Below are 20,260 nucleotides of genomic sequence, written 5' to 3' on the forward strand. Positions count from 1 at the left end.
GAAACCACCCCAGGTGAGCACGCAGCTTCGCCCCACTGACGTCAAGCGTCTGAACCGCCAATGGCGCCAGCGCACCCAGGGCCGGATCGGCCTGATCGTCGAGTCCGTCACCCAGCCGTTCAACCTGGGGTCCATCCTGCGGACGTGCGCCGCGTTCGGGGTCGAGACCCTGTGGCTCACCGGCAACGCCATCGAGCCCACCCACCCCCAGGTCGGCAAGACCGCGCTGGGGTCGGAGAAGAAGCTGCGCTGGGAGAAGCTGCGCACCTCGGCCGAGGCCGCCACCGCGGCCCGCGAGGCCGGATTCAGAGTCGTGGCGATCGAACTGGCGGCCGGCGCCTCCCCGCTGCACGACGCACCCTTGGAGGGCGACGTCTGCCTGGCCGTGGGCGCCGAGGACCACGGGTGCTCCCCGGCTCTGCTGGCCGCCGCCGACACGGTCGCCTTCATCCCGCAGATCGGCCGGGTCGGCTCGCTCAACGTGGCCGTCGCCACGGCGATCGCCGTCGCCGAGACCCGCCGCCGCGAGTGGCAGTCGGCCCCCGCGCCGGCAGAGGACGGCGCCCAGACCGACTGAGCCCGCGCTCCGCCGCACACCCGCGGCGCGGACCGCGCACCGCGCGGTCGGCCTCCGGTGTCCGCGGAGAATGCCCATGATCGGCACGCACCCCCTGTGACAAGGGCAATCGTGCGCAAAATCCATGATTCAACCTGCGGCTCCGGGGAATTTCTCCGGTTCCGTATTCGTATCCTCGGTGTAAGAGAGAAGAGAGAGGAAACGTGGACCCGTCCCGAAGTACCGGCAGCGTCCTTGACGGACGCTGCGGCCCTGACTCAGACGAGCCCCCTTCACCAGGCGGCGCGCGCACCGGAACTGACAGCTCCGAGGCGGTGTGCGCGACGTGGTGATAAGCACCATCCTCAGCATCCTCCTCGGAGCGCTGGTGGTCATCCTGATCACCGCGGCGACGGGGTATTTCGTCGCCCAGGAGTTCGGCTACATGGCGGTGGACCGCTCCCGCCTGAAGGCCCGCGCCGCCCAAGGCGACGCCGGCGCGCGACGCGCCCTCGACATCACCGGACGCACATCGTTCATGCTGTCCGGCGCCCAGCTCGGCATCACCGTCACCGGCCTGCTGGTCGGTTACGTCGCCGAGCCCATGATCGGCGCCGGGATCGGTGAACTGCTGGGCGTCGCGGGAGTCCCCGTGGGTGCGGGCATCGCCGCCGGAACCGTCCTGGCCCTGCTGTTCTCCACCGTGGTGCAGATGGTCTTCGGCGAGCTGTTCCCGAAGAACCTGGCGATCGCCCGGCCCGAGCCGGTGGCACGCTGGCTGGCCCTTTCCACGGCGATCTACCTGCGCATCTTCGGCTGGCTGATCTGGCTGTTCGACCAGGCCTCGATCCTGCTGCTCCGGTCGGTGCGCATCGAGCCGGTCGAGGACGTCCAGCACGCGGCCACGCCGCGCGACCTGGAGCGGATCGTGGAGGAGTCGCGCGAGAGCGGCGACCTTCCCGCGGAGCTGTCCACTCTGCTGGACCGCACGCTGGACTTCCACGACCGCACCGCCGAGCACGCCATGATCCCGCGGCCCCAGGTCGCCACGGTCGAGGCCGGCGACCCGGTCAGCCGGGTGGTGGAGGAGATGGCCTCGGGCCACTCCCGCTTCCCGGTCATGGGCGAGGGGCTGGACGACATCGTGGGCATCATCTGCCTGCGCGACGTCCTGGCGCTGGGTGACGCCGACCTCGACTCCGTCAAGGTCTCCTCGGTCGCCCGCCCCGCGGTGCTCGTTCCGGGTTCGCTCCCGCTTCCGGGCGTGCTCGACCAGCTGCGCGACGCCGACGAGGAGTTCGCCTGCGTGGTCGACGAATACGGCGGCCTGGCGGGTGTCATCACCACTGAGGACATCGCCGAGGAGCTGGTCGGGGAGATCGCCGACGAGCACGACCCCGAGGACGCCGGTGAGGCGCGCGTGAGCGAGGACGGGAGCTGGCTGCTCCCCGGCGCGCTGCACGTCGACGAGGTCGAGCGGCTGCTCGGGCACGACCTGCCCGAGGGCGACTACGAGACCATCGGCGGGCTCGTCATCAACGAGCTGCGCCGCCTGCCCGAGCCCGGTGACCGCGTGGTCATCGACCTGCCGCGGCACCCGGGCGCCCATGACGACGACCCGCACCGCTCGGTGGAGCTGAGTGTGGAGAACGTCGACCGGCACGTGCCCGAGACGGTACGGCTCGAACTACGCGAGCGCGAGGCCGACCTCGCCGCGCGGGACAACGGGGTGAACGCATGAGCGACATGAACCCGGTCGTCGCCCTGCTCATCTCGGCGGCCATCATCGCGCTCAGCGCGTTCTTCGTGGCCATCGAGTTCGCGCTGGTGGCCGCGCGCCGGTACCGGCTGGAGGAGGCCGCCGAGACCAGCGCTTCGGCGCGCGCGGCGCTGAAGAGCGCCCGCGACCTGTCGCTGCTGCTCGCGGGCTCCCAGCTGGGGATCACCCTGTGCACCCTGGCGCTCGGTGCGATCACCAAGCCCGCGGTGCACCACCTCATGGAGCCCCTCTTCGAGTGGCTGCCCGAGACCGCCGCCTACGTGGTGTCGTTCGTCGTCTCGCTGATCGTGGTGACGTTCCTGCACCTGGTCGTGGGCGAGATGGCGCCGAAGTCGTGGGCCATCTCCCACCCGGAGCGGTCGGCGACGCTGCTGGCCATCCCGATGCGGGCGTTCATGTGGTTCACGCGGCCGCTGCTGGTCGCGCTGAACGGCATCGCCAACTGGTGCCTGCACCGCGTGGGCGTCGAGGCGGTCGATGAGGTGGCCGCCGGCCACGGGCCGGACGACCTGCGGGAACTCGTCGACCACTCGGCGAAGGCCGGTGCGCTGGACGAGGACCGCCGCGAGCAGCTGGCGACGGCGCTGGAGGTGAACTCCCGGCCGCTGCGCGAGATCGTGACGGCCCGGGAGGATCTGGCGGCGGTCTCCCCCGAGGCGTCCCTTGAGGAGATCAAGCGGCTCTCCCGGGAGTCGGGCCACCTGCGGCTGGTCGTGATGGACGGCGAGCACCCGATCGGGGTGCTGCACGTCCGCGACGCGCTGACGAGCCCCGCGGAGACCACGGCGGCCGACCTCATGCGGCCGGTGCTGACCCTGGAGGCCACCACGCCGATCTATGCGGCGCTGAGCATCATGCGGGAGAGCCGCAGCCACTTGGCGCTGGTCGAGATCGACGGCCGCCTGACGGGGCTGGTGACCCTGCAGGACATGCTCGACCGGCTCCTGCTGCTGGACACGGCGGCCTAGCCGCCGCCCGCCGCCCGATGGCCGGGACCCTGCGGGGTCCCGGCCATCGGTGCCGTCCAGGGTTCGTATGCTTGTTCGGATGGCGCGGATAAGGTGGGCGCGGGCGCCCCGCAGGGGTGTTCACGGGCGGTCGCCCCGGGCGCCGGCGGCGCTGGGCGCACCGCATCGCCCGCCATGGATCGGAGCCGCCGATGTCCGTTCGCCGGATCGTCCCCGACATCCACACCCGCGCGCTCGGCGAGAGCCGCGCGTTCTACCGGGCGCCGGGCCTGGACGAGGTCATGGACCTCGGCTGGATCGTGTCGTTCGCGTCGTCCTCGGTGCCCACGGCCCAGGTCGGTGTCGCCACCCACGACGCGACCGCTCCCGTCGTCCCGGATATCAGCATCGGGGTCGACGACGTCGACGCCGTCCACGCCGCCGTGTGCGCGAACGGCGCGGAGATCGTCCACCCCTTGCGGAACGAGGCGTGGGGTGTCCGCCGCTTCTTCGTCCGCGACCCCGACGGCCGGGTGGTCAACGTCCTCACCCACCTCTGAATCCGGCGTTCGGCCGGAGCGCGCCGCCGCCGTCCGGCGGTGCCGTTCCCGGGCGGCGGCCGCGGTCACGGGGCCGCGGCGTGGACGAGGAAGACCGCTCGGGCGCGTTCACCGGGGACGTCCAGGCGGTCGGCGCGGGCCGCGGTGAAACCCGCGCCGGTGGCGATGGCCGCCGCCTGGACGTCGTCGTCCGGCAGGGGGATGTCGGCCCGCACGAGCGCGGCGAAGGCGGGCGCGGGGTCGAACGTGGCCCGCGCCGGCAGGCTGAAGGCGAGCCGCCCGCCCGGGCGCAGCACGCGCCTCCAGTCGCGCAGCGCCTCCGCTCCCAGGAAGTGCAGCGACGACGCGCACACGACGAGGTCGGCGGTCCCGTCGCCGACCGGCGCGGGGACCGCGGGGGCCGTGCGCCAGTCGATGCGTCCGCCGGGGTCGTGCTCGGCGGCGGCCCCGGCGGCGCGTTCCACCATCCGCGGTGACAGGTCGACGGCGACGATCCGCTCCGGCCGGAACCGCCGGAGCACGGCGAACGCCGCGTCGCCGGTACCGGTCGCGGCGTCGAGGACCGTACCCGGCGCCGCGGAGTCCGCGATCCCGCCGACGAGGCGGTCGGCGACCCGGCGGTGGAAGGCGTCGCCGTATCGGGCGGCGGCGCCGTCGAACAGGGTTGCTGCGGCGGCGAGATCCATGCGGGGATCGTAGCGGCGCCCCTTCGAGCCGGGATCGCCTCCGGCACGGGGCGCGGGCAACGTCGCGCGCCGGCCGGCCGTCCGCGAACACCGCGCATCGGCGAACCCCGGCCGCACCGCCGCGGCGCCCGTCGAAGAGCCCCGGGCCACGCCGCCGCCCCCCATCCGCGACGCCCATGACCAGCGCCGGCACGGCGACGAGTGGAAAGGCCGACCCATTCGAACCGGGATCGCTCTCCCGGAAACAGCACCCGCGCGGCACCAACGGCGGACCGGCCGGTTCGCGAACGCCACGGACGCCCCGCACCGATGAAACCGACTCGACGCCACGGAGCGGCCGGAGGACCGGCGGCCTCATGGCCGTCCCCGTCCGCGACCTCCCCGACGGTCCCCCCGGCAGAGCCGCGGCCAGGAAGCCGACCCGGGCGAAGGCCCCGAAGCCGGCCCCTCGACACCGACCGTCGGCCGGGTCCGCGCACGTCGTGCATCCGGGGACCGGACCTCGATGCCACGGCGGCCGGCGTCGGGCCACCGGGCCGCGCGGCCGGACCGCATCAGCGGTCTGTGGCGATCGGCCGCGAGGGGCCGGGGTCGCGGGGATGCCGGCCCGGTCGGCGGCGACGCAACCCGCCGGGCGGGCGGCGGGCACGACCCTCACCGCGGATTGTCCGAGATGTCCTATTCGCAGGCGGAATGGGCGTGCCCCGTCGGCTGTTCTCCATTGTCGCCGCGGCATGCGGCGGTCCGGGCCGGTGGTTCGGCGGTGGCGGCATCGAGGAGTGGGGACGTGGCACGTGGCTGAGACGCGCAGCGGGGACCGGATGTGGGCGGTGGCGATCGCCGCCGGATTCTGGGGGACCTCCGCGCTGATGCGCGAGCCCCTCGCGGCGGCCCTGCCGGCGCCCACCATCGTCCTGTACGAGCACGCGATCATCGCGGTCCTGCTGCTGCCGTGGATCGTCCCCGCCTTCCGCGCCCTGGCCGGTGCCGGGGCGCGGGTGATCACCGCCATGGTGCTCATCGGGGGCGGCTCCTCGGCGCTGGCGACCACCCTGTTCACCATGGCCTTCACGACCGGCGACCCCATCACCCCGCAGGTGCTGCAGAAGCTCCAGCCGCTGTTCGCGATCCTGCTCGCGGTCGCCGTCCTGGGCGAGCGCCTGACGCCGCGCTTCGCGCTGTTCGCGGTCCCCGCTCTGGCGGGCGCCTGGTTCCTGGCCTTCCCCGACCCCCTGTCCATCAGCCTGAGCAGCGCCAAGGCGGCGGCCCTGGCCGTGGGCGCGGCGGCGCTGTGGGCCGCGGGTACGGTGCTGGGCCGGCTGGCCGGGACCCGGCTGTCCTTCGTGCACGTGACCGCGCTGCGCTTCACCATCGCGCTGCCGGTGGCGCTGGCGATCGCGCTCGCCACGGGCGCGCCGCTCGCGGTCTCGGCCGCCCACCTGCCCCTGATCGCGGCACTGGCGCTGATCCCGGGCCTGGCGGCGCTGTCGCTGTACTACTGGGGCCTGGGCCGCACCGCCGCCAGCCGCGCGACGCTGGCCGAACTCGCCTTCCCGCTGGTGTCGGCGGTCGTGGGGGTCGCGTTCCTGGGCGCCCAGCCCACCTGGACCCAGTGGGCGGGCGGCGCACTGGTGCTGGCGTCGGTCACCGCGATGGCGCTGGCCCGGTCCCGGCCCCGGGCCTCGGGGGTGGTCGTGCCGCGGGACGACGCGCCGGAGGCGGTGGCGCGGTGAGCGCGCCGGAGGTCGGCGGACCGGTGCGCGAGGTCGATGTCGCCGTCATCGGCGGTGGACAGGCCGGGCTGGCAACGGCGTACTTCCTCGGCAGGCGCGGGTTCTCCCCCGGGGACGGGTTCGTGGTGCTGGACCGGGCGAGCGCGCCCGGCGGGGCGTGGCGGCACGTGTGGCGCTCGGTGCGGCTGATCTCCCCGTCCGCCTATACGCGGCTGCCGGGCCTGCCCTGGGACCGGGGATCGGCCGGGCCTCCCGGCGGAGACGAGGTCAGCGCCTACTTCGCCGCCTACGAGCGGCACTTCGCGCTGCCGGTGCGCCGCCCGGTGCTGGTGCGCCGGGTGCGCAACGACGGCCCGGGTGTGGAGACGACGCGCGCGACGCCCCTTCTGGTGGAGACCGACGCGGGGACATGGCGGGCGCGGGCCGTCGCCAACGCCACCGGGACGTGGGACCGCCCGTTCATCCCGGCGGTGCCGGGACGCGCCCTGTTCCGCGGCCGCCAGTTGCACGCCGCCGGGTACCACGCCCCCGAGGCATTCGCCGGGCAGCGGATCGTGGTCGTCGGGGGCGGGCACTCCGCAGTGCAGATCCTGGCGGAGCTGTCACGCGTGGCCGAGACGGTGTGGGTCACCCGCCGCCCGCCGGAGTTCCGGGAGGGACGGCCCACCGAGGCCGATCTCGTGGCGGTGACCGACCAGGTCGCCGAAAGGGTCGCCGCGGGGCTGCCGCTGCGCAGCGTCGTCAGCTACACGGGGTTGGTCGCCACGCCTGATGTGGAGGAGGCGCGGGAACGGGGGGTGCTGCGCGCCCGGCCGATGTTCGACCGGATCACGCCCACCGGTGTGGCCTGGGACGACGGGCACGAGGTGCCGGCCGATGTCCTGCTGTGGGCCACGGGGTTCCGGCCCGTTCTGGGGCACCTGGCGCCGCTGCGGCTGCGCGGGCCCCTCGGCGGGATCCGCATGGCGGACACCCGGGCGGCGGTGGACCCGCGGGTGCACCTGGTGGGATACGGCCCGTCGGCGTCGATGATCAGCGCGCACCGGGCCGCCGCCCACGCGGCACGCGACCTGGCGGCCGCGCACCCGGCCCCGAACGGCGGCGGTCCCCGCCACTGAGCGCTGGAGACGCACGCGGGCGGTCCACGCGCGGCCGGAGGGGCGACGGGCCGATGAGCCTTCCCGCCACCGGGCTCCGGGCGCGGCCCGTCAGCGGCAGCGGCGGGCGTTGAGCCGGGCGGCCTGACGCGTCGGGTGGTCGCGCTCGGCGAGGTCGGCCGCCTTGTGGGCCGCCTCGGCGTAGAGCCGCGCCGCCGTCGCCGGGTCGCCGTCGCGCTCGTGGAGGTACGCCGCCACCGCGGTGTGGCGGGGCAGTGCGGCGTCCGGCTCCCCGAGCGCCGCCAGCCCGGCGCGTGGTCCGTCGGCCTCCCCGACGGCCCCCGTGCCGCAGGAGGCGGCACGGGGGCGGCGGGGCGGAGCGGTCAGGCGGTGGACGAGGTGAGGGTCACCTCGATGTTGCCGCGTGTCGCACGGGAGTAGGGGCAGAACTGGTGGGCGGCCTCGACCAGCTTGGCGACCTCCTCCTCGGGCAGGCCGGGAACGGTGACGTGCAGTTCGACGGCGATGTCGAGGCCGTCGTCGCCGCTGCGGAGGCTGACCTTGGAGTCGATGGTGGAGCCGTCGACCTTGACCTTGGCCTCGCGCGCCATCTTCTTCAGGGCGCCGTGGAAGCAGGCGGCGTAGCCGACCGCGAACAGCTGCTCGGGGTTGGTGCCGGGGCCGTCGTCGCCGCCCACGCCCTTGGGCACCGAAAGGTCGGTGTCCAGGCGGCCGTCGTTGGTGCTGCCGTGTCCCTTGCGGCCTTCGCCGGTGACGGTGGCCTCGGCTGTGTACAGAACCTTCACGGTGTCTCCCTCTGGGATCGGGTGGTCATCGGGCGGCGTGCAGCTCCTGCGCCGCCGCCCCGGCCGATTCGGTGATGCGGTCGAGGAGCGCGCGCAGCTCTCCGACGCCGTCCTCGGGGATCCCGGTAGCGCAGAGCACCCGGTCGGGGATGCCCGTGGCCCGCTCGCGCAGGGCGGCCCCGCGGTCGGTGAGGGCGATGCGCACCACGCGCTCGTCGTCGGTGCCGCGCGTGCGCGCCACCAGCCCGCCGGCCTCCAGCCGGCGCAGCAGGGGCGAGAGCGTGCCCGAGTCGAGCCGGAGCGCGGCGCCCAGCTCCTTGACGGGGAGCGTGCCCCGCTCCCACAGCACCAGCATGACCAGGTACTGGGGATAGGTGAGCCCGAGGTCGGCGAGGAGTTCGCGGTAGAGCCCGGTCAGCGCGCGCGACGCCGCGTAGACGGCGAAGCAGAGCTGGTTGTCCAGGGAGAGCGGATCGCCCTCCGGCCGTTCGGACATGCGCACCTCCTCCTCGAAAATTCAATTTAGCACAACTTGATTGCCCACAACTTAATTCCCGACGACCTCCGGGCGTCCGGACGGGTCCCGGTCGTCCGACACCGGGGCCGCGGCCTGGGCGTCGCGCAACTTCACCGAGAGGTCGCGCAGCACGCGCAGCTCACCGGGGTCGAGCGCGCTCCCCACATAGCGGTCGATGGCGGCCGCGTGCTCACGGCCCACCCGGCGCAGGACCGCGCGCCCGTGGTCGGTCAGGCTCACGACGACGCCGCGCCGGTCGCCCGGGGCTCCGCAGCGCGACACCAGCCCGTCGTCCTCCATCCGCTCCACGAGCCGGCTGATGCTGGGCTGGGTGAGCAGCACATGCGCGCTGAGATCGCGCAGCCGGGTGCCGCGGGGGCAGCGGGACAGGGTGTAGAGGACGTCGTATTCGCGCATGGAGACCTCCCATCCGCGGAAGTCGTCCTGGAAGCGGCGGACCAGCGCCATCTGGGCGCGGGCCAGCGCCTCCCACGCCTCTTCGGCGAGCTCGTTCCTGGACATCCCACGCCCTCCTCCCGACATCGGCGCGACCGCGCCCGGCCGCTTCATGATCCCACCGGTCCCGCCCCGAAACCCCGTGGAACGGGGGCCGCACTGGACCCTGTGGACCCATGGTCCACACTGGGAATGAAAACGGTTATCATTCGCTTGTACACGTCAGGACGGTCCCCCGACACCGACCTGCGATCCCGAGAAACCGGAGGTGCCCCATGGCACGCAACGATCTCCGGCCGGTGGTCAAGCTGCGCTCCACGGCGCGCACCGGCTACACCTACGTCACCACGAAGAACCGCCGCAACAGCCCCGACCGGCTGACCCTGCGCAAGTACGACCCCGTCGTCCGCCGCCACGTCGACTTCCGCGAAGAACGCTGACGACCCGCCATTCCAGGAGGCCCCATGAAGCCCGGCATCCATCCCGACTACCGCCCCGTCGTCTTCCGCGACCGCGCGGGCGGCCTCGCGTTCCTGACCCGGTCCACCGCCACGAGCGACACCACCATCGAGTGGGAGGACGGCGCCACCTACCCCGTCATCGACGTCGAGATCTCCAGCGCGAGCCACCCGTTCTACACGGGCAAGGGCCGCGTCATCGACACCGCCGGCCGGGTCGAGCGCTTCCAGCGGCGCTACGGCACGGCGTGAAGCCCGCCCCGGTCACGCGCCCGGGGCACACCAGACGACCGACCGCCCGATCCCACGACGACCGCCGAGGAATCCCATGGCCGTTCCCAAACGCCGGATGTCGCGTTCCAACACGCGCAAGCGCCGTTCCCAGTGGCGCGCCGAGACACCCGACCTCGTCCGGCTGACCATCGGCGGGCGCAGCGCGCTCGTCCCGCACCACCTGGTCCCCGCCTACCGCCGGGGCCTGCTGCCCCTGCCCGACTGATCCGGCGCCCGGCCGCGCGGGGGCCCGCACTCGGGGCGCGGCACGCCATCCCGGCCGGGCCGCTCCCTTCCTCGGCGGTCCGGCCGGGCACGGGCGCCCTCCCGCGCGCGGGCCCACCGCCCCCGTTCGCGTCCCGGCCGGATCAGACCCGTTCCAGCGGGCGGTGCGGGCCCCGCGGCGCGTCCACACCGATCGCATCCCCGGGACGCACCACGCCGCCGGCGCGCACGATCCCCATCACCCCGGCCTTGCGGATGACCGCGCCGTCGGCGTCGCGGCCGACCACCGCCGCCAGCATCCCCTTCTGGAACCCGTCGATCTGCGTGCACGGGTTGCGCAGCCCGGTCACCTCCACCACCGCATCCGACCCGATCCTCAGCAGCGACCCCGTGGACAGGCCGAGCAGGTCCAGGCCGCGGGTGGTGATGTTCTCGCCGAGGTCGCCGGCGCCGACCCTGAACCCGGCGGCGCGCAGTTCCTCGTGGAGCTCGGCGTGGATCAGGTGCACCTGGCGCAGGTTGGGCTGTGCGGGGTCGCGCCGCACCCGCGACAGGTGCTGAACGGTGCGCCCCAGATGCGCGTCGCCCTCCACCCCGAGCCCGGCCAGCAGGCGGATGGCGTCCTGGTCGGCCTTGCTGAACGCGTGCACCCCGCTGCGGCTCACCGCCACGACTGCGCCCGCCATCGCGTCCCGTCCCTTCGGCTCGACCGCTCCGGCGCCCCATCATCGCAGTGAGCACCGAGCGGGCATATGGGGCGGGGTGAACGGGGGGCAGGGGTGGGGTGCGACGAGGGGGTCGGGGGGTGCGGCGCCGATGAAGCGCGCCGGTCCGCTCCCCTGTCGGCACCCCTCAGTCCGCGGCGACCAGGCGGATCAGGTCGGAGAGCACCTCCGAGGCGGCCCCCGGGTCGAGCGAGCCGAAGCACCGCGGACCGGCGGTGCCCGCTCCTTCGGCGGAACCGTCGCCGAGCCGCACCCGGGTGATGGTCCGCCCGTCCCCGGACCCGGAGCCGTGCGCGGCCGCCGGGACGGCCGGACCCAGCTCGACCACCACGGCGCGGTCGCCGCGCAGCGCCCATGAGAGCCGGCCCCCCGCAAAGGCGCCACCACGGTCGTCCAGCTCCCAGCCGCGCTCCGCCATGGCGGCCACCCTGTCGGCGGACACGGTGTGGCCGTGGAAAGCGGTGAGCTCCACGGCGCCGCGCTCATCACCGCTCAGAACACGGACCGACCGGCCGAGCTGGGGGAACGGCTGGAGGATCTCCCGGGCCGCGAACACCCCCACCCAGGCGTCGAGCGCGGCGCCGAGTTCGACGGGGTGCGCGATGCCGACCCTCTCCCCATCCGCGAGATCCAGGGACCGGCCGTCGACGCCGGCCAAGGTGCCGTCCGGCGCGACACGGAACGCGGCCCCGTCGCCGGCGACCCACACCAGTCCCCGCGCGGTGGCGCGCAGAAGCGGGTGGTCCAGCACGAGCCTCCGCGCCTCCGCGAGCGCCCATCGGCGCCCCGCCACCATCGCCCGTTCGAGCAGCCGGAGCCGGTCAGGGTCGACCGCCGGCACCGGGCAGGGCGCGCCGCCGCGTCCCGGATGGCCATCGGCCCACCACGCGCCGGGAATGACGAACGCGTCCGCCCCGCCGCCTTCGCCGCCGGGTCCGATGCCGTGCTGTGACCGCTGCACGCTGCCTCCTCAGGCCGTCGCTACGCGGCGAACACTAGGCAGGCCCTATGACAACCCCGCCGCGCGCGCCGGCACCGCCCCGGCGCGGCGCCCGGTGGCCGGATCAGATGGCCTTCCACCGCTGGAGCAGGTGGAAGGCCCCCCACCCCGGCAGGACGGGGAGCCAGAAGGTGAACAGCCGGAACAGCAGGACCGCAGGCAGGCCCACCGCGGCGGGCACCGCGGCGACGGTGGTCAGGCCGCCGAGCAGCGCGGCCTCGACGGCGCCCAGCCCGCCGGGCGTGGGGGCGGCCGAGCCGATGGCGTTGCCGGCGAGGAACACCACGGCCACCGCCGCCAGGCTCGCGGTTCCGCCGAACGCCGCGATGGAGAAGTACAGGCAGAGCACGAACCCGGCGGTGAGCAGCAGGGTGCCGCCGACCCCCATGGCCAGGCGGCGCGGGTTCTGGAGGAGGTCCAGCATCTGCGGGAGGGTGCCGTGGAAGTAGGGGCGCGCCCGGTCGAACACCGCGCGGCGCAGGCGCGGCAGCACCAGGACCGCAGTGACCGCAAGGCCGATCACGGCGGTGACCGCGATGAGCGTCCCCGAGGGCGAGAAGTCGGCCACGTAGGCGGTCCCGGTGAGGTAGGCGCACACCAGCAGGATCGGCAGGTGCGTCACCAGCCCCACGGCCTGGGACAGACCGACCGCCGAGAGCGCGACCCCGGGCGAGGCTCCCATGCAGGTGACGTAGCGGGCGTTGAGGGCGATCGACCCGAGCCCGGCGGGCGCCGCGATGCGGATGAAGGAGCCCGCGTAGTGCACCAGCACCGTCGTCCACAGGTTCAGCCGGATGGGCACGAACCCCATGAGCGCGAGCGCGGCGGCGATCATGCACACCAGCGACGCGGCGAACGAGGCCGACGCCCAGCTGAGATCGGCGCCGGAGATCGTCCCGAAGTCGACGCCGGCGAGCTGGTAGGCGAGGACGAAGCCGACGACGGTCGCCGCCACCACGCTGACCACGGTGCGGGAACGCATCCGCTCCAGCCGCGCCTGGCGCGCCGGCGCCCCGGGGGCGAGTTCTGCGATCCGGCCTCGGATCGCGCCCAGGACCTCCCTGCGGGAGCGCAGCCGTTTGCGCAGGCCGAACGGCATCCCGGCGGTCTGGAGGAACGGCAGGGCGGCGGCGACGCCCTCCATGCCGAGCACCCGGACGGCGGCGTTCACCGACCGGGTCTCGCCCACCCGCAGCGCCAGGACGGTCAGCAGGGCGGCGACGTCGAGTGACGCCTTGATCGGTGAGGCGGCGACGCCGCCCCCGGACAGGCCGGTGAACGCGACCCGGCCGCTCGGCCGCCGGCCGATGGTGTCGCCGTTCAGGCCGCCGTGCACGATGCGGTGGCGGTGCAGCAGGCACAGCTCCGCCCAGACGTCGTCGAGGAGGTCGTCGGTGATGGCGTCGTCGCCGATGTCGTCGAGGGGCACCAGGCGCAGGTGCTCGTAGACCAGGGCGACCGTGCCGAGGCCGAGTTCGCCGATGGCCAGCACGCGGGGGACGTCGGCGCCGGCGGCGTGCGAGGCGAACCCGAGCAGCGCCGCGTGTTCGAGGCGGCGGTTCAGGCCGGGCAGGACCGGCGGCGCGACGGGGTCGCGGAGCAGGATCAGGGCCAGGAGCCGCTTCCACCACCCGCTGGTGTCGTCGGCGCGCATGACGACGACGTCGAGGCGGCGGCCGGCGGTGTCGACGGCGAAGCGCTGGTTGCCCTCGTCGTCGGTGCCGTCGGAGGCGACCCCGAGGGGGTCGAGGCCGAAGCGGCGCAGTTCGCGGACGAGCCGCTCGGTGGCGGGGACCGGACGCGACAGCCCGATGGCGTAGCGCGAGGCCGACGCGCACGCCCAGCCGACGAGCACGGTCAGCAGCAGCGCCAGCACGGTGGTCACGCCGGCCAGCACCACCGAGGCGGCGGTGATGGCGATGCACAGCCACATCGCGCCGCGCAGCCGCGGCAGCCGACCCAGCGGCAACGCCCCGATGTAGGCGACGGCGGCGGCGACGTAGGAGTGCAGGGGGCTGGTGAAGACGCTGTGCGCCGCGGCCGCGGCGAGCGCTTCGGGCGGTCCGCCCGGGCTGTAGATCGCGGCCACCGTGGCGTTGGCGGCGCCGACGATCCCGTAGGCGAGGCCGGCCCCGAACAGGGCGCGCGCGACCTGCCGGAACTCACGGCGGAGCAGCCGCTCCACCGCCGTCGCCCCGGCCAGCACGATCATGGTGAGGTTGGCGGCGCCGGCGAGCAGCGCGAGCAGGGAGGGCGGCAGGAGCGCGCGCAGCTCGGCGGGGGCCGCGGGCTCGGTCTCGCCGGTGACCACCCGCACCGCGAACAGCACGGCGGCGACGGCCAGCACCCCGGCCACCCCGAGCAGCAGATCCAGCGGTCTGCGCGCGGTCGGCCGGATCTCCCCCAGCGGAGCAGGAGCGGGGCTGACCGGGAACGACCGCGGTTCTCCTCGTTTCACGGACCCAACACTGCCGAATCCCGACCGAGTACCGCATGCCTGCGTACGGCGTGTCCGAGCCGGACTCCGAATGGCCGCCTGGCGACGGAAGATGCATATTCGCGGCCATTTGCAGGTGCATTCGCCGTAATCGCCTCCGGGGACCTCGTCCGACGGGACAGCCCTGCCTTACCGAATTGGCCAAACAATGCTGTCCTGTCCGGAGTCCACGCCGCCGTCCACCCCGGAATGACCGCAGGTCATCGGCACTACCACCCACGACAAGATCGCACATCGATGCAGGTGACACGTTTCGGCCAGTGGTATGACCGATTTTCGGGGCACTATCCGGATTTGGGGGGTGATCGGAGTAAGGAGGCTCCATTGGAACTACGAGTACTGGGCCAGGTAGAACTTCTGGTCGCGGGCCGCCCGGTCGATCTAGAAACCGGACAGAAGACGATGGTGGCCGCCCTCGGCTGGGAGGGCGGCCGACCGGTTCCGCGAGAGATCGTCGCCCGGCGCATCAATAACGGCGACGAAATGAACGCCAACACGTTCAATTCCTACGTTTCGCGAACCCGGAACAAATTGACCGCAGCGGGAGCGAGCCAACCCGTCATCACCAATAAATCCGGAATCTGTGCGCTCTCGATCGACGCACAGCGGGTGGACTGGCTCAGGTTCGGCGGGCTGTGCAGCCGAGCGAAGGCGGCGGAGCGCAGCGGCGACGCGGATACCGCCCTGGCGCGCCTCGACGATGCCCTGGGGCTGTGGCGCGGTGAGCCCTTAACGGGGCTGTCGGGAACATGGGCGGAGTCGGCCCGGGTACACATGCGCCGCGCCCACCGCACCGCGCTCGCGTCCTGGGGGCGGCTGGCGACGCGGCTGCGCGATCCCGACGACCTCATCGGCCCCCTCAACGACCACTTGGCCGACTATCCCGACGACCAACTCCTCGCCCGCCACCTGATCTCGACGCTGCACGCAACGGGCCGGACCACCGAGGCCATGGACGTCTACCAGACGATCAAGCGGCGGCTGCGCGAGGACCACGGCACCGACCCGGGGGCGGATCTCCAGCGAGCTCACCAGACGCTCCTGGGCTCGGCCTCCCGCCCCCGGGGCTCCCCGCCGTCCCCAGGGCAACGGGCGCCCCGCCCTCAGCGCGACAACCTCAGCCGCGACATCCCCGACTTCACCGGCCGCCACACCGAACTCGCCGCCCTCCTCTCCTCGGCGCGCTCCCCCTCTCCCAACGCCACCACCGTCCATGTCATCAACGGCATGGCCGGCGTGGGGAAGACGGCCCTCGCCACCCATGCGGCCCACCGCCTGAAGGACGTCTACCCCGATGCCCGACTGCACCTGGAGTTGCGCGGGGCCGACAAGAACCGGCCCAAGGACCCATTCGAGGCCCTGCACGAACTCCTGGTCATGCTCGACGTGGCCGCGGAGAGCATTCCCTCTTCGCTTGAGCAGCGGGCGGCGCTGTGGCGCGACCGGACGGCCGGGACACGCTCCCTCGTCATCCTCGACGACGCCGCCGGCCATGAGCAGGTCCGGCCGCTGATCCCCGGCGCGAGCGGCTGCACGGTCGTCATCACGAGCCGCCAGCGCCTGCACGAACTCGACGGCGCACGGCATACCCGGCTTGCGGTCCCTGAGCGCGACGACGCCGTCGCGATGTTCGCCAAGCTCGCCGAGCGCGAGCGCGCACGGGCCGACGAGCACCTCGCCCGACTGGTGGACCTCTGCGACCGGCTGCCTCTCGCCCTGCGCCTGATGGCGAACCGGTGGCGCCAGCATCCCGCCTGGTCCCTCGGTGAGATCGTCGGCCAGCTGGAGCAGGCGCGCGATCGGATCGCGGTGATCGGGCACGGCAGCAGCCGCAACCTCCAAGCGGTGTTCGAGGTGAGCCTGCGCGGTCTCAGCGCACCGGCGCACGCGGCGTTCGTCCGCCTTGGACTGCACCCGACCCCGGAGTTCCACCTTGACGCCGCGGCGGCGGTGATCGGTGAGCCGCCCGGCCGGGGCGCGCTGGTCCTAGAGGAGCTGGCCGACCACTCGCTCATCGAGGAGCCACAGGCCCACCGCTACACCATGCACGCGCTGCTCGCTGCCTTCGCCCATTCCCGGGCCGAACAGGAACTGCCCGTCACAGAGCACCGAGCGGTGCTGGGCCGGATGCTCGACCACTACCTGAGCGCGTGCGGGGAGGCGGATCGGATGAGATTCCCCCACCGGCACCGGCTCCGTCCCGAAATCCCCTCCCCCGGAAAGGGGCGGCTCTTCGACTCGGCCGAGGCGGCCGCCCAGTGGTTCGCCACCGAGCGCCGGGTCCTGCTGTCCGTGGCCACCCAGGCGCGCCGGGACTTCGAACACCACGCCGCGGCTCTGGCGCACGCCTTGGGCGGCTTCTTCGACGCCTACGGACCGTGGGATGGAGCCGACATCGACCTCCACCGCTGGGCGGTGGAGAGCAGGTCCCAGGAAGAGAACCCGTCGGGGCTCGCCCATGCGCTCTCGGACCTGTGTGCCGCCCAGATCCGCGCGGGGCGGTGGGAGGAGGCGCAGCGGACCATCGAAAGGGTGCTCCCCCTCTTCATCGACGTACACGACACCATCGGGACCGCCCAGTCACTCGTTCACCTGGGAAGGATTCAACACCGATTGGGGTCGTACAGCGCGGCGCGCGCACACCACCGAGACGCGCTGGCGCTGTACCGCGCGGAGGGGCATACGGCAGGCATGGCCACCTGCCTGGCGGAGGTCGCGACCTGCGATCTGAGCCTGAGCAAGTACCGCGCCGCGATCGACGGCTTCAATGAGGCGTTGGCGCTCGCCCCCACTGTCGACGACACATCCCGGCGTGCTCAGTGGAAGAACAACCTCGCGGGAGCATACAAGGGTCTGGGCTTCTACCGGGAGGCGGAACGCCTGCTGTTCGAGAGCGTCACGCTCCACCGGGAGCTGGGCAACAGGTCGGCGGAGTCGGTCTGCCGAGCCAACGTCGGCGAACTCCGTGCCTACAGGTGGGACTACGAGGGAGCGGTCACCCACTATCTCGCTGCTCTGCGGATCCAACGCGAAACACGCGACAGGTGGAACGAGGCGACGACGCTGTGTAACCTTGGGCGGGCGTATCTGGAGCTGAACGCGCCGGGTCTCGCGATGGAGCGTCTCAGCTCGAGTTTGACGATCGCCGCTGACCTCGGTGACGCGAAACGCAAGCCGGAGATCCTGATAGGCATCGGCGATGTTCATGCCCGGATCGATCGTGACGACGAGGCATTCGCAAGCTATCGGGAAGCGGTGCACATCGCCGACCGCCACGGACTGGCCCAGGAGAAATCCGAAGCGCTCGCGCGCTGCGGATATCTCAATATCAAGAGGAACAACATCCGGGCGGCGCGCGAAGAATTCGAACAGGCAGTGCAAATAGCGCGCGACCTGGAGATACCTGAGGCCCACCAGTTCGCCGCCGCCCTGGAAGCGACATTTACACCCGATGGGGTGTAGACGTACAGACTGGCGACCAGAGGCGCTATCATCTCTACACGTCGTAAATTCCTGCTGGTCAAAGTCGGCGGAACGACGAATGTCCGGGGTGGAGACTCCAATCTACGCACCCCTGGACACCGCCGACCGAGCTCTCGACGAAATCACTGACACCACGAAGGAGCCCGATGTCCATCAGCGTACCCGGCGTCATCGCAGTGGCATCGACGTACGTCGCCCACTACGGCTGGGAAATATTTCAGCGCACCGCAGAGGCGAGCTCCATGCTTCTGTAAATGACTCCGATGCGCCCACTGCCCCCGTGGTAGTGGGCGCATTTCGCGACTTCCGCTAGCAGCCTCCTCCCAGCGGGTTGGATTTTCGCTGAAGATCGACCGAACCCCAGGCTGCGCACGTGGCCCCGCCACCCACACGGGCAACATCGGCCCTTTGCGGATGGCAACCACCCATCCCACTCGGCGATGAGCCCACATGGGAGGGAAGCAACCTCAAATCGCGACTGAAGGCCGGACCACGATAGAGACCGAGGCCATCAGCTGAACGGACGATACGCATTCCTCGTCCGCCGACCGGCGCCGGTCGCTAAGCGATATCGCGACACCCAGCACCAAAAGCACCCAATTCGCCTGAGCAATGCCGTGGACCTATGGCACCGATGCCCGCCCGGCCGATAGGGTACCGGCGGGTAGTGCCGCGATACCCCCTCCTCGTGGCACAACCCCCTTCGTTTTCCGCGCTCATGCTGGCATCGTCGTCGCCGATCAGTAACGATCCGGGCGCGGGAGGGAGTGCAGCGAGCCGGCCACATCCACCAGAGCGCGGCAGCGTGCGAACTCCACGGCCGTGAACGGCATTCCGGGTCGGCTCAGCACCAGCACACCGCCCTCCGGTGACGCCAACGCCATACGCTCCCCCGACAAACCGTCGGCGGTCAGTCCCGGCGGCGCCACCGCCTGGTGCTCGACCCCTCCGGCCCCCGACAGGGCCGCCAGCGAGCGCGGCAGTGTCGCCGTTCCCGCGACGAGTCCGGCCGCCAACGACAGCGCCCTGCTCGCGGTGTCGCTCAACTCGTGGGCGTCGGCGGGCTCGATCACCGCATCGCGCCCGCCGGCGCGCACGAGCGCCGCCCGCAGGCGGTCGGGCTCCACGTCGGACGGCACACTGGCATAGAACTCGTCGATCGCCTCGGCACCGCCCGGATGGACGTGCAGGAGGCGTATGTCGACCCCGAGCCGGGCCAACTGCGCGGTCAGGGCGGCGAGGCCGCCCGGGACGTCGCTGACCCCCACCCGCATCCGCCACAGGCGCTCGCGGCCGTGCCGCGCGGCCGAACGCGCTGACGGATCGCCCGGCACATCCGGCCCGGCGGCGTCGCGGGCGTCGATCCGGCGCGCCGGATCGGCCGCGTCTCCGACGTCCGGAGTCGCGGTCGCTCCCGTGCGGTGCCGCCGCCATCGATGGCATGAGGAGACGATGATCAGGGCCGCCCCGACCCCGACCAGCACCGGCGCACCGATGTCGCTGTGCCCGAGTGCGAGGATCAGGAGGTGCGCGGCCCCCGCGGCGAAGAGTAGTGTCCCGATCTCAAGGAATTCCCGGCCGATGAAACCCGGCCGCCCGGCAGGGGTGCCGTCGGCGGCGGTGTCCGGGCCGGTCCCACGTGTGTATCCACCCATGGCTCCGACGATCCCGGCGCCACGTTGCGAGCCGTCGACACACCATGACGGCGTCGTAACGTTTTGTAGTGACGATGGTCACGGAGTGTCCTCGGATTCTCCGTATGCGGGCCCCGTACGGGGCATCTGTGAGACATTCGCCCCATGGCCTGGTCCGTCGAGCACTGCCGCGAGATGTTCAGCGGCCGACGCGTCGCCCGGATGGCGACCTCGGGCCCCGACGGCAGGCCGCACCTGGTCCCGGTGGTCTTCGCCGTCCACGGCGACACCATCGCCATGGCCGTGGACGCCAAGCCGAAGCGGACCACGCGCCTGAAGCGCCTCGCCAACATCCGGGCGAACCCCAACGTGTGCCTGCTCGCCGACGAGTACGACGACGACTGGCGGCGGCTGTGGTGGGTCCGCGCCGACGGAGCGGCCCGCATCGTCGAGTCCGGCCGCGAACGCGGCGCGGCGATCGCGCGTCTGGCCGAGCGTTACCGGCAGTACCGCACCTCTCCGCCGGAGGGTGCGGTGGTCCTCGTGTCGGTGCACCACTGGTCGGGCTGGTCGGCGTAACGGCCCGTGTTCGCCTGGCCGTTTCCGGACACACGTCCCGACCGGAAACAAGATCCGCTTCCCGGCTTCTGAAGCAGGGACCCACCCGGACACCGCCTTCATTCTGCATGAACGCCTGTGACCTGGGAATACTTCACGCTCGAAGGCACCAACAGGCGGAAACAACCGGATCACGCCGATTCGCGTCCCCTTCGCCGCGCCGTGATCATTACACATCGTCCCGACACGAATACGCAACGTCGGCGCCC

General features: G+C 72.6%; 19 protein-coding genes and 1 pseudogene. 11 read left to right on the forward strand and 9 right to left on the reverse strand.

Features of this window, described 5'->3' with window-relative positions; all coding sequences use genetic code 11:
• Positions 1-13: 13 nt before the first annotated feature.
• From ACFO4E_RS07835 to ACFO4E_RS07850, 4 genes are all read left to right on the forward strand, one after another.
• Positions 14-577 carry a TrmH family RNA methyltransferase gene (locus tag ACFO4E_RS07835; RefSeq protein ID WP_378572381.1) on the forward strand — a complete coding sequence of 188 codons (564 nt, stop codon included), beginning with the start codon at positions 14-16 and terminating at the stop codon, positions 575-577.
• A 331-nt stretch (positions 578-908) separates the two neighbouring features.
• Entirely contained in the window at positions 909-2,297 is a 1,389-nt protein-coding gene (locus ACFO4E_RS07840; protein WP_378572646.1) for a hemolysin family protein, read from the forward strand.
• Complete coding sequence (locus ACFO4E_RS07845; RefSeq protein WP_378572382.1) at positions 2,294-3,304, forward strand: hemolysin family protein; 1,011 nt, start codon at positions 2,294-2,296, stop codon at positions 3,302-3,304. Before ACFO4E_RS07840 ends, ACFO4E_RS07845 begins: the two co-directional genes overlap by 4 nt.
• A 191-nt stretch (positions 3,305-3,495) precedes the next feature.
• On the forward strand, positions 3,496-3,843 hold the full coding sequence (locus ACFO4E_RS07850; protein ID WP_378572383.1) for a VOC family protein: 348 nt from the start codon (positions 3,496-3,498) through the stop codon (positions 3,841-3,843).
• A 65-nt stretch (positions 3,844-3,908) separates the two neighbouring features.
• Here the strand turns inward: ACFO4E_RS07850 and ACFO4E_RS07855 are convergent, their stop codons facing one another.
• Positions 3,909-4,529: a class I SAM-dependent methyltransferase gene (locus tag ACFO4E_RS07855; protein WP_378572384.1), complete on the reverse strand. Its 621-nt coding sequence runs from the start codon at positions 4,527-4,529 to the stop codon at positions 3,909-3,911.
• 794 nt (positions 4,530-5,323) lie between these two features.
• Here ACFO4E_RS07855 and ACFO4E_RS07860 point away from each other — a divergent pair.
• Together ACFO4E_RS07860 and ACFO4E_RS07865 are read left to right on the forward strand one after the other, a co-directional pair.
• Positions 5,324-6,262 (forward strand): DMT family transporter, encoded by a 939-nt coding sequence (locus ACFO4E_RS07860; RefSeq protein WP_378572385.1) that lies wholly within the window; start codon positions 5,324-5,326, stop codon positions 6,260-6,262.
• Positions 6,259-7,380 carry an NAD(P)-binding domain-containing protein gene (locus ACFO4E_RS07865; RefSeq protein WP_378572386.1) on the forward strand — a complete coding sequence of 374 codons (1,122 nt, stop codon included), beginning with the start codon at positions 6,259-6,261 and terminating at the stop codon, positions 7,378-7,380. The genes ACFO4E_RS07860 and ACFO4E_RS07865 overlap by 4 nt, the downstream gene beginning before the upstream one ends.
• Positions 7,381-7,470: 90 nt before the next feature.
• On the opposite strand, the pseudogene ACFO4E_RS07870 reads toward ACFO4E_RS07865, so the two are convergent.
• The 4 genes and pseudogenes from ACFO4E_RS07870 to ACFO4E_RS07885 form a co-directional block, all read right to left on the reverse strand.
• Positions 7,471-7,698 (reverse strand): annotated as a pseudogene (locus ACFO4E_RS07870) (RNA polymerase subunit sigma-24); the annotation flags it as partial.
• A gap of 44 nt (positions 7,699-7,742) precedes the next feature.
• Positions 7,743-8,165 carry an organic hydroperoxide resistance protein gene (locus ACFO4E_RS07875; protein WP_378572387.1) on the reverse strand — a complete coding sequence of 141 codons (423 nt, stop codon included), beginning with the start codon at positions 8,163-8,165 and terminating at the stop codon, positions 7,743-7,745.
• A 25-nt stretch (positions 8,166-8,190) separates the two neighbouring features.
• Complete coding sequence (locus tag ACFO4E_RS07880; RefSeq protein ID WP_378572388.1) at positions 8,191-8,661, reverse strand: MarR family winged helix-turn-helix transcriptional regulator; 471 nt, start codon at positions 8,659-8,661, stop codon at positions 8,191-8,193.
• Positions 8,662-8,712: 51 nt separating this feature from the next.
• Positions 8,713-9,204 carry a MarR family winged helix-turn-helix transcriptional regulator gene (locus ACFO4E_RS07885; protein WP_378572389.1) on the reverse strand — a complete coding sequence of 164 codons (492 nt, stop codon included), beginning with the start codon at positions 9,202-9,204 and terminating at the stop codon, positions 8,713-8,715.
• Between the two features lie 209 nt (positions 9,205-9,413).
• Between ACFO4E_RS07885 and rpmG the strand changes: the two genes are divergently transcribed.
• The 3 genes from rpmG to rpmF all read left to right on the forward strand — a co-directional run bounded on the left by rpmG (position 9,414) and on the right by rpmF (position 10,095).
• Positions 9,414-9,578 (forward strand): 50S ribosomal protein L33, encoded by a 165-nt coding sequence (gene rpmG, locus ACFO4E_RS07890; RefSeq protein WP_378572390.1) that lies wholly within the window; start codon positions 9,414-9,416, stop codon positions 9,576-9,578.
• 24 nt (positions 9,579-9,602) lie between these two features.
• Positions 9,603-9,848, forward strand: coding sequence for a type B 50S ribosomal protein L31 (locus ACFO4E_RS07895; RefSeq protein ID WP_378572391.1), 246 nt, complete (start codon positions 9,603-9,605; stop codon positions 9,846-9,848).
• Positions 9,849-9,924: 76 nt separating this feature from the next.
• The gene (rpmF, locus tag ACFO4E_RS07900) at positions 9,925-10,095 is read left to right on the forward strand and encodes a 50S ribosomal protein L32 (RefSeq protein WP_378572392.1); all 171 of its coding nucleotides are present in this window, start codon (positions 9,925-9,927) and stop codon (positions 10,093-10,095) included.
• Positions 10,096-10,237: 142 nt separating this feature from the next.
• Here the strand turns inward: rpmF and ACFO4E_RS07905 are convergent, their stop codons facing one another.
• The 3 genes from ACFO4E_RS07905 to ACFO4E_RS07915 all read right to left on the reverse strand — a co-directional run bounded on the left by ACFO4E_RS07905 (position 10,238) and on the right by ACFO4E_RS07915 (position 14,277).
• Complete coding sequence (locus ACFO4E_RS07905; protein ID WP_378572393.1) at positions 10,238-10,780, reverse strand: MOSC domain-containing protein; 543 nt, start codon at positions 10,778-10,780, stop codon at positions 10,238-10,240.
• 166 nt (positions 10,781-10,946) lie between these two features.
• Positions 10,947-11,780, reverse strand: a complete 834-nt coding sequence (locus tag ACFO4E_RS07910) for a DUF4132 domain-containing protein (RefSeq protein ID WP_378572394.1) — start codon at positions 11,778-11,780, stop codon at positions 10,947-10,949.
• A 103-nt stretch (positions 11,781-11,883) separates the two neighbouring features.
• The gene (locus ACFO4E_RS07915; protein WP_378572395.1) at positions 11,884-14,277 is read right to left on the reverse strand and encodes a lysylphosphatidylglycerol synthase domain-containing protein; all 2,394 of its coding nucleotides are present in this window, start codon (positions 14,275-14,277) and stop codon (positions 11,884-11,886) included.
• A gap of 648 nt (positions 14,278-14,925) precedes the next feature.
• Between ACFO4E_RS07915 and ACFO4E_RS07920 the strand changes: the two genes are divergently transcribed.
• A complete protein-coding gene (locus tag ACFO4E_RS07920; protein WP_378572396.1) occupies positions 14,926-17,778 on the forward strand; it encodes an ATP-binding protein in 2,853 nt (950 codons plus the stop codon).
• A gap of 761 nt (positions 17,779-18,539) precedes the next feature.
• On the opposite strand, the gene ACFO4E_RS07925 is transcribed toward ACFO4E_RS07920, so the two are convergent.
• Positions 18,540-19,454, reverse strand: coding sequence for an ACT domain-containing protein (locus ACFO4E_RS07925; protein WP_378572397.1), 915 nt, complete (start codon positions 19,452-19,454; stop codon positions 18,540-18,542).
• Positions 19,455-19,598: 144 nt separating this feature from the next.
• Here ACFO4E_RS07925 and ACFO4E_RS07930 point away from each other — a divergent pair, with 144 nt between their 5' ends.
• Positions 19,599-20,012 carry a TIGR03668 family PPOX class F420-dependent oxidoreductase gene (locus ACFO4E_RS07930; RefSeq protein WP_378572398.1) on the forward strand — a complete coding sequence of 138 codons (414 nt, stop codon included), beginning with the start codon at positions 19,599-19,601 and terminating at the stop codon, positions 20,010-20,012.
• Positions 20,013-20,260 lie beyond the last annotated feature (248 nt).

Origin of the sequence: Nocardiopsis mangrovi (assembly GCF_042653925.1) — a bacterium.
In the GTDB taxonomy this organism is placed as follows: domain Bacteria; phylum Actinomycetota; class Actinomycetes; order Streptosporangiales; family Streptosporangiaceae; genus Nocardiopsis_B; species Nocardiopsis_B mangrovi.

Coding starts and splice junctions, on each gene's coding strand:
- rpmF (WP_378572392.1), top strand. CDS start 9,925: ATGGCCGTTCCCAAACGCCGGATGTCGCGTTCCAACACGCGCAAGCGC.
- ACFO4E_RS07925 (WP_378572397.1), bottom strand. CDS start 19,454: ATGGGTGGATACACACGTGGGACCGGCCCGGACACCGCCGCCGACGGC.
- ACFO4E_RS07905 (WP_378572393.1), bottom strand. CDS start 10,780: ATGGCGGGCGCAGTCGTGGCGGTGAGCCGCAGCGGGGTGCACGCGTTC.
- ACFO4E_RS07930 (WP_378572398.1), top strand. CDS start 19,599: ATGGCCTGGTCCGTCGAGCACTGCCGCGAGATGTTCAGCGGCCGACGC.
- ACFO4E_RS07880 (WP_378572388.1), bottom strand. CDS start 8,661: ATGTCCGAACGGCCGGAGGGCGATCCGCTCTCCCTGGACAACCAGCTC.
- ACFO4E_RS07850 (WP_378572383.1), top strand. CDS start 3,496: ATGTCCGTTCGCCGGATCGTCCCCGACATCCACACCCGCGCGCTCGGC.
- rpmG (WP_378572390.1), top strand. CDS start 9,414: ATGGCACGCAACGATCTCCGGCCGGTGGTCAAGCTGCGCTCCACGGCG.
- ACFO4E_RS07885 (WP_378572389.1), bottom strand. CDS start 9,204: ATGTCCAGGAACGAGCTCGCCGAAGAGGCGTGGGAGGCGCTGGCCCGC.
- ACFO4E_RS07895 (WP_378572391.1), top strand. CDS start 9,603: ATGAAGCCCGGCATCCATCCCGACTACCGCCCCGTCGTCTTCCGCGAC.
- ACFO4E_RS07855 (WP_378572384.1), bottom strand. CDS start 4,529: ATGGATCTCGCCGCCGCAGCAACCCTGTTCGACGGCGCCGCCGCCCGA.
- ACFO4E_RS07845 (WP_378572382.1), top strand. CDS start 2,294: ATGAGCGACATGAACCCGGTCGTCGCCCTGCTCATCTCGGCGGCCATC.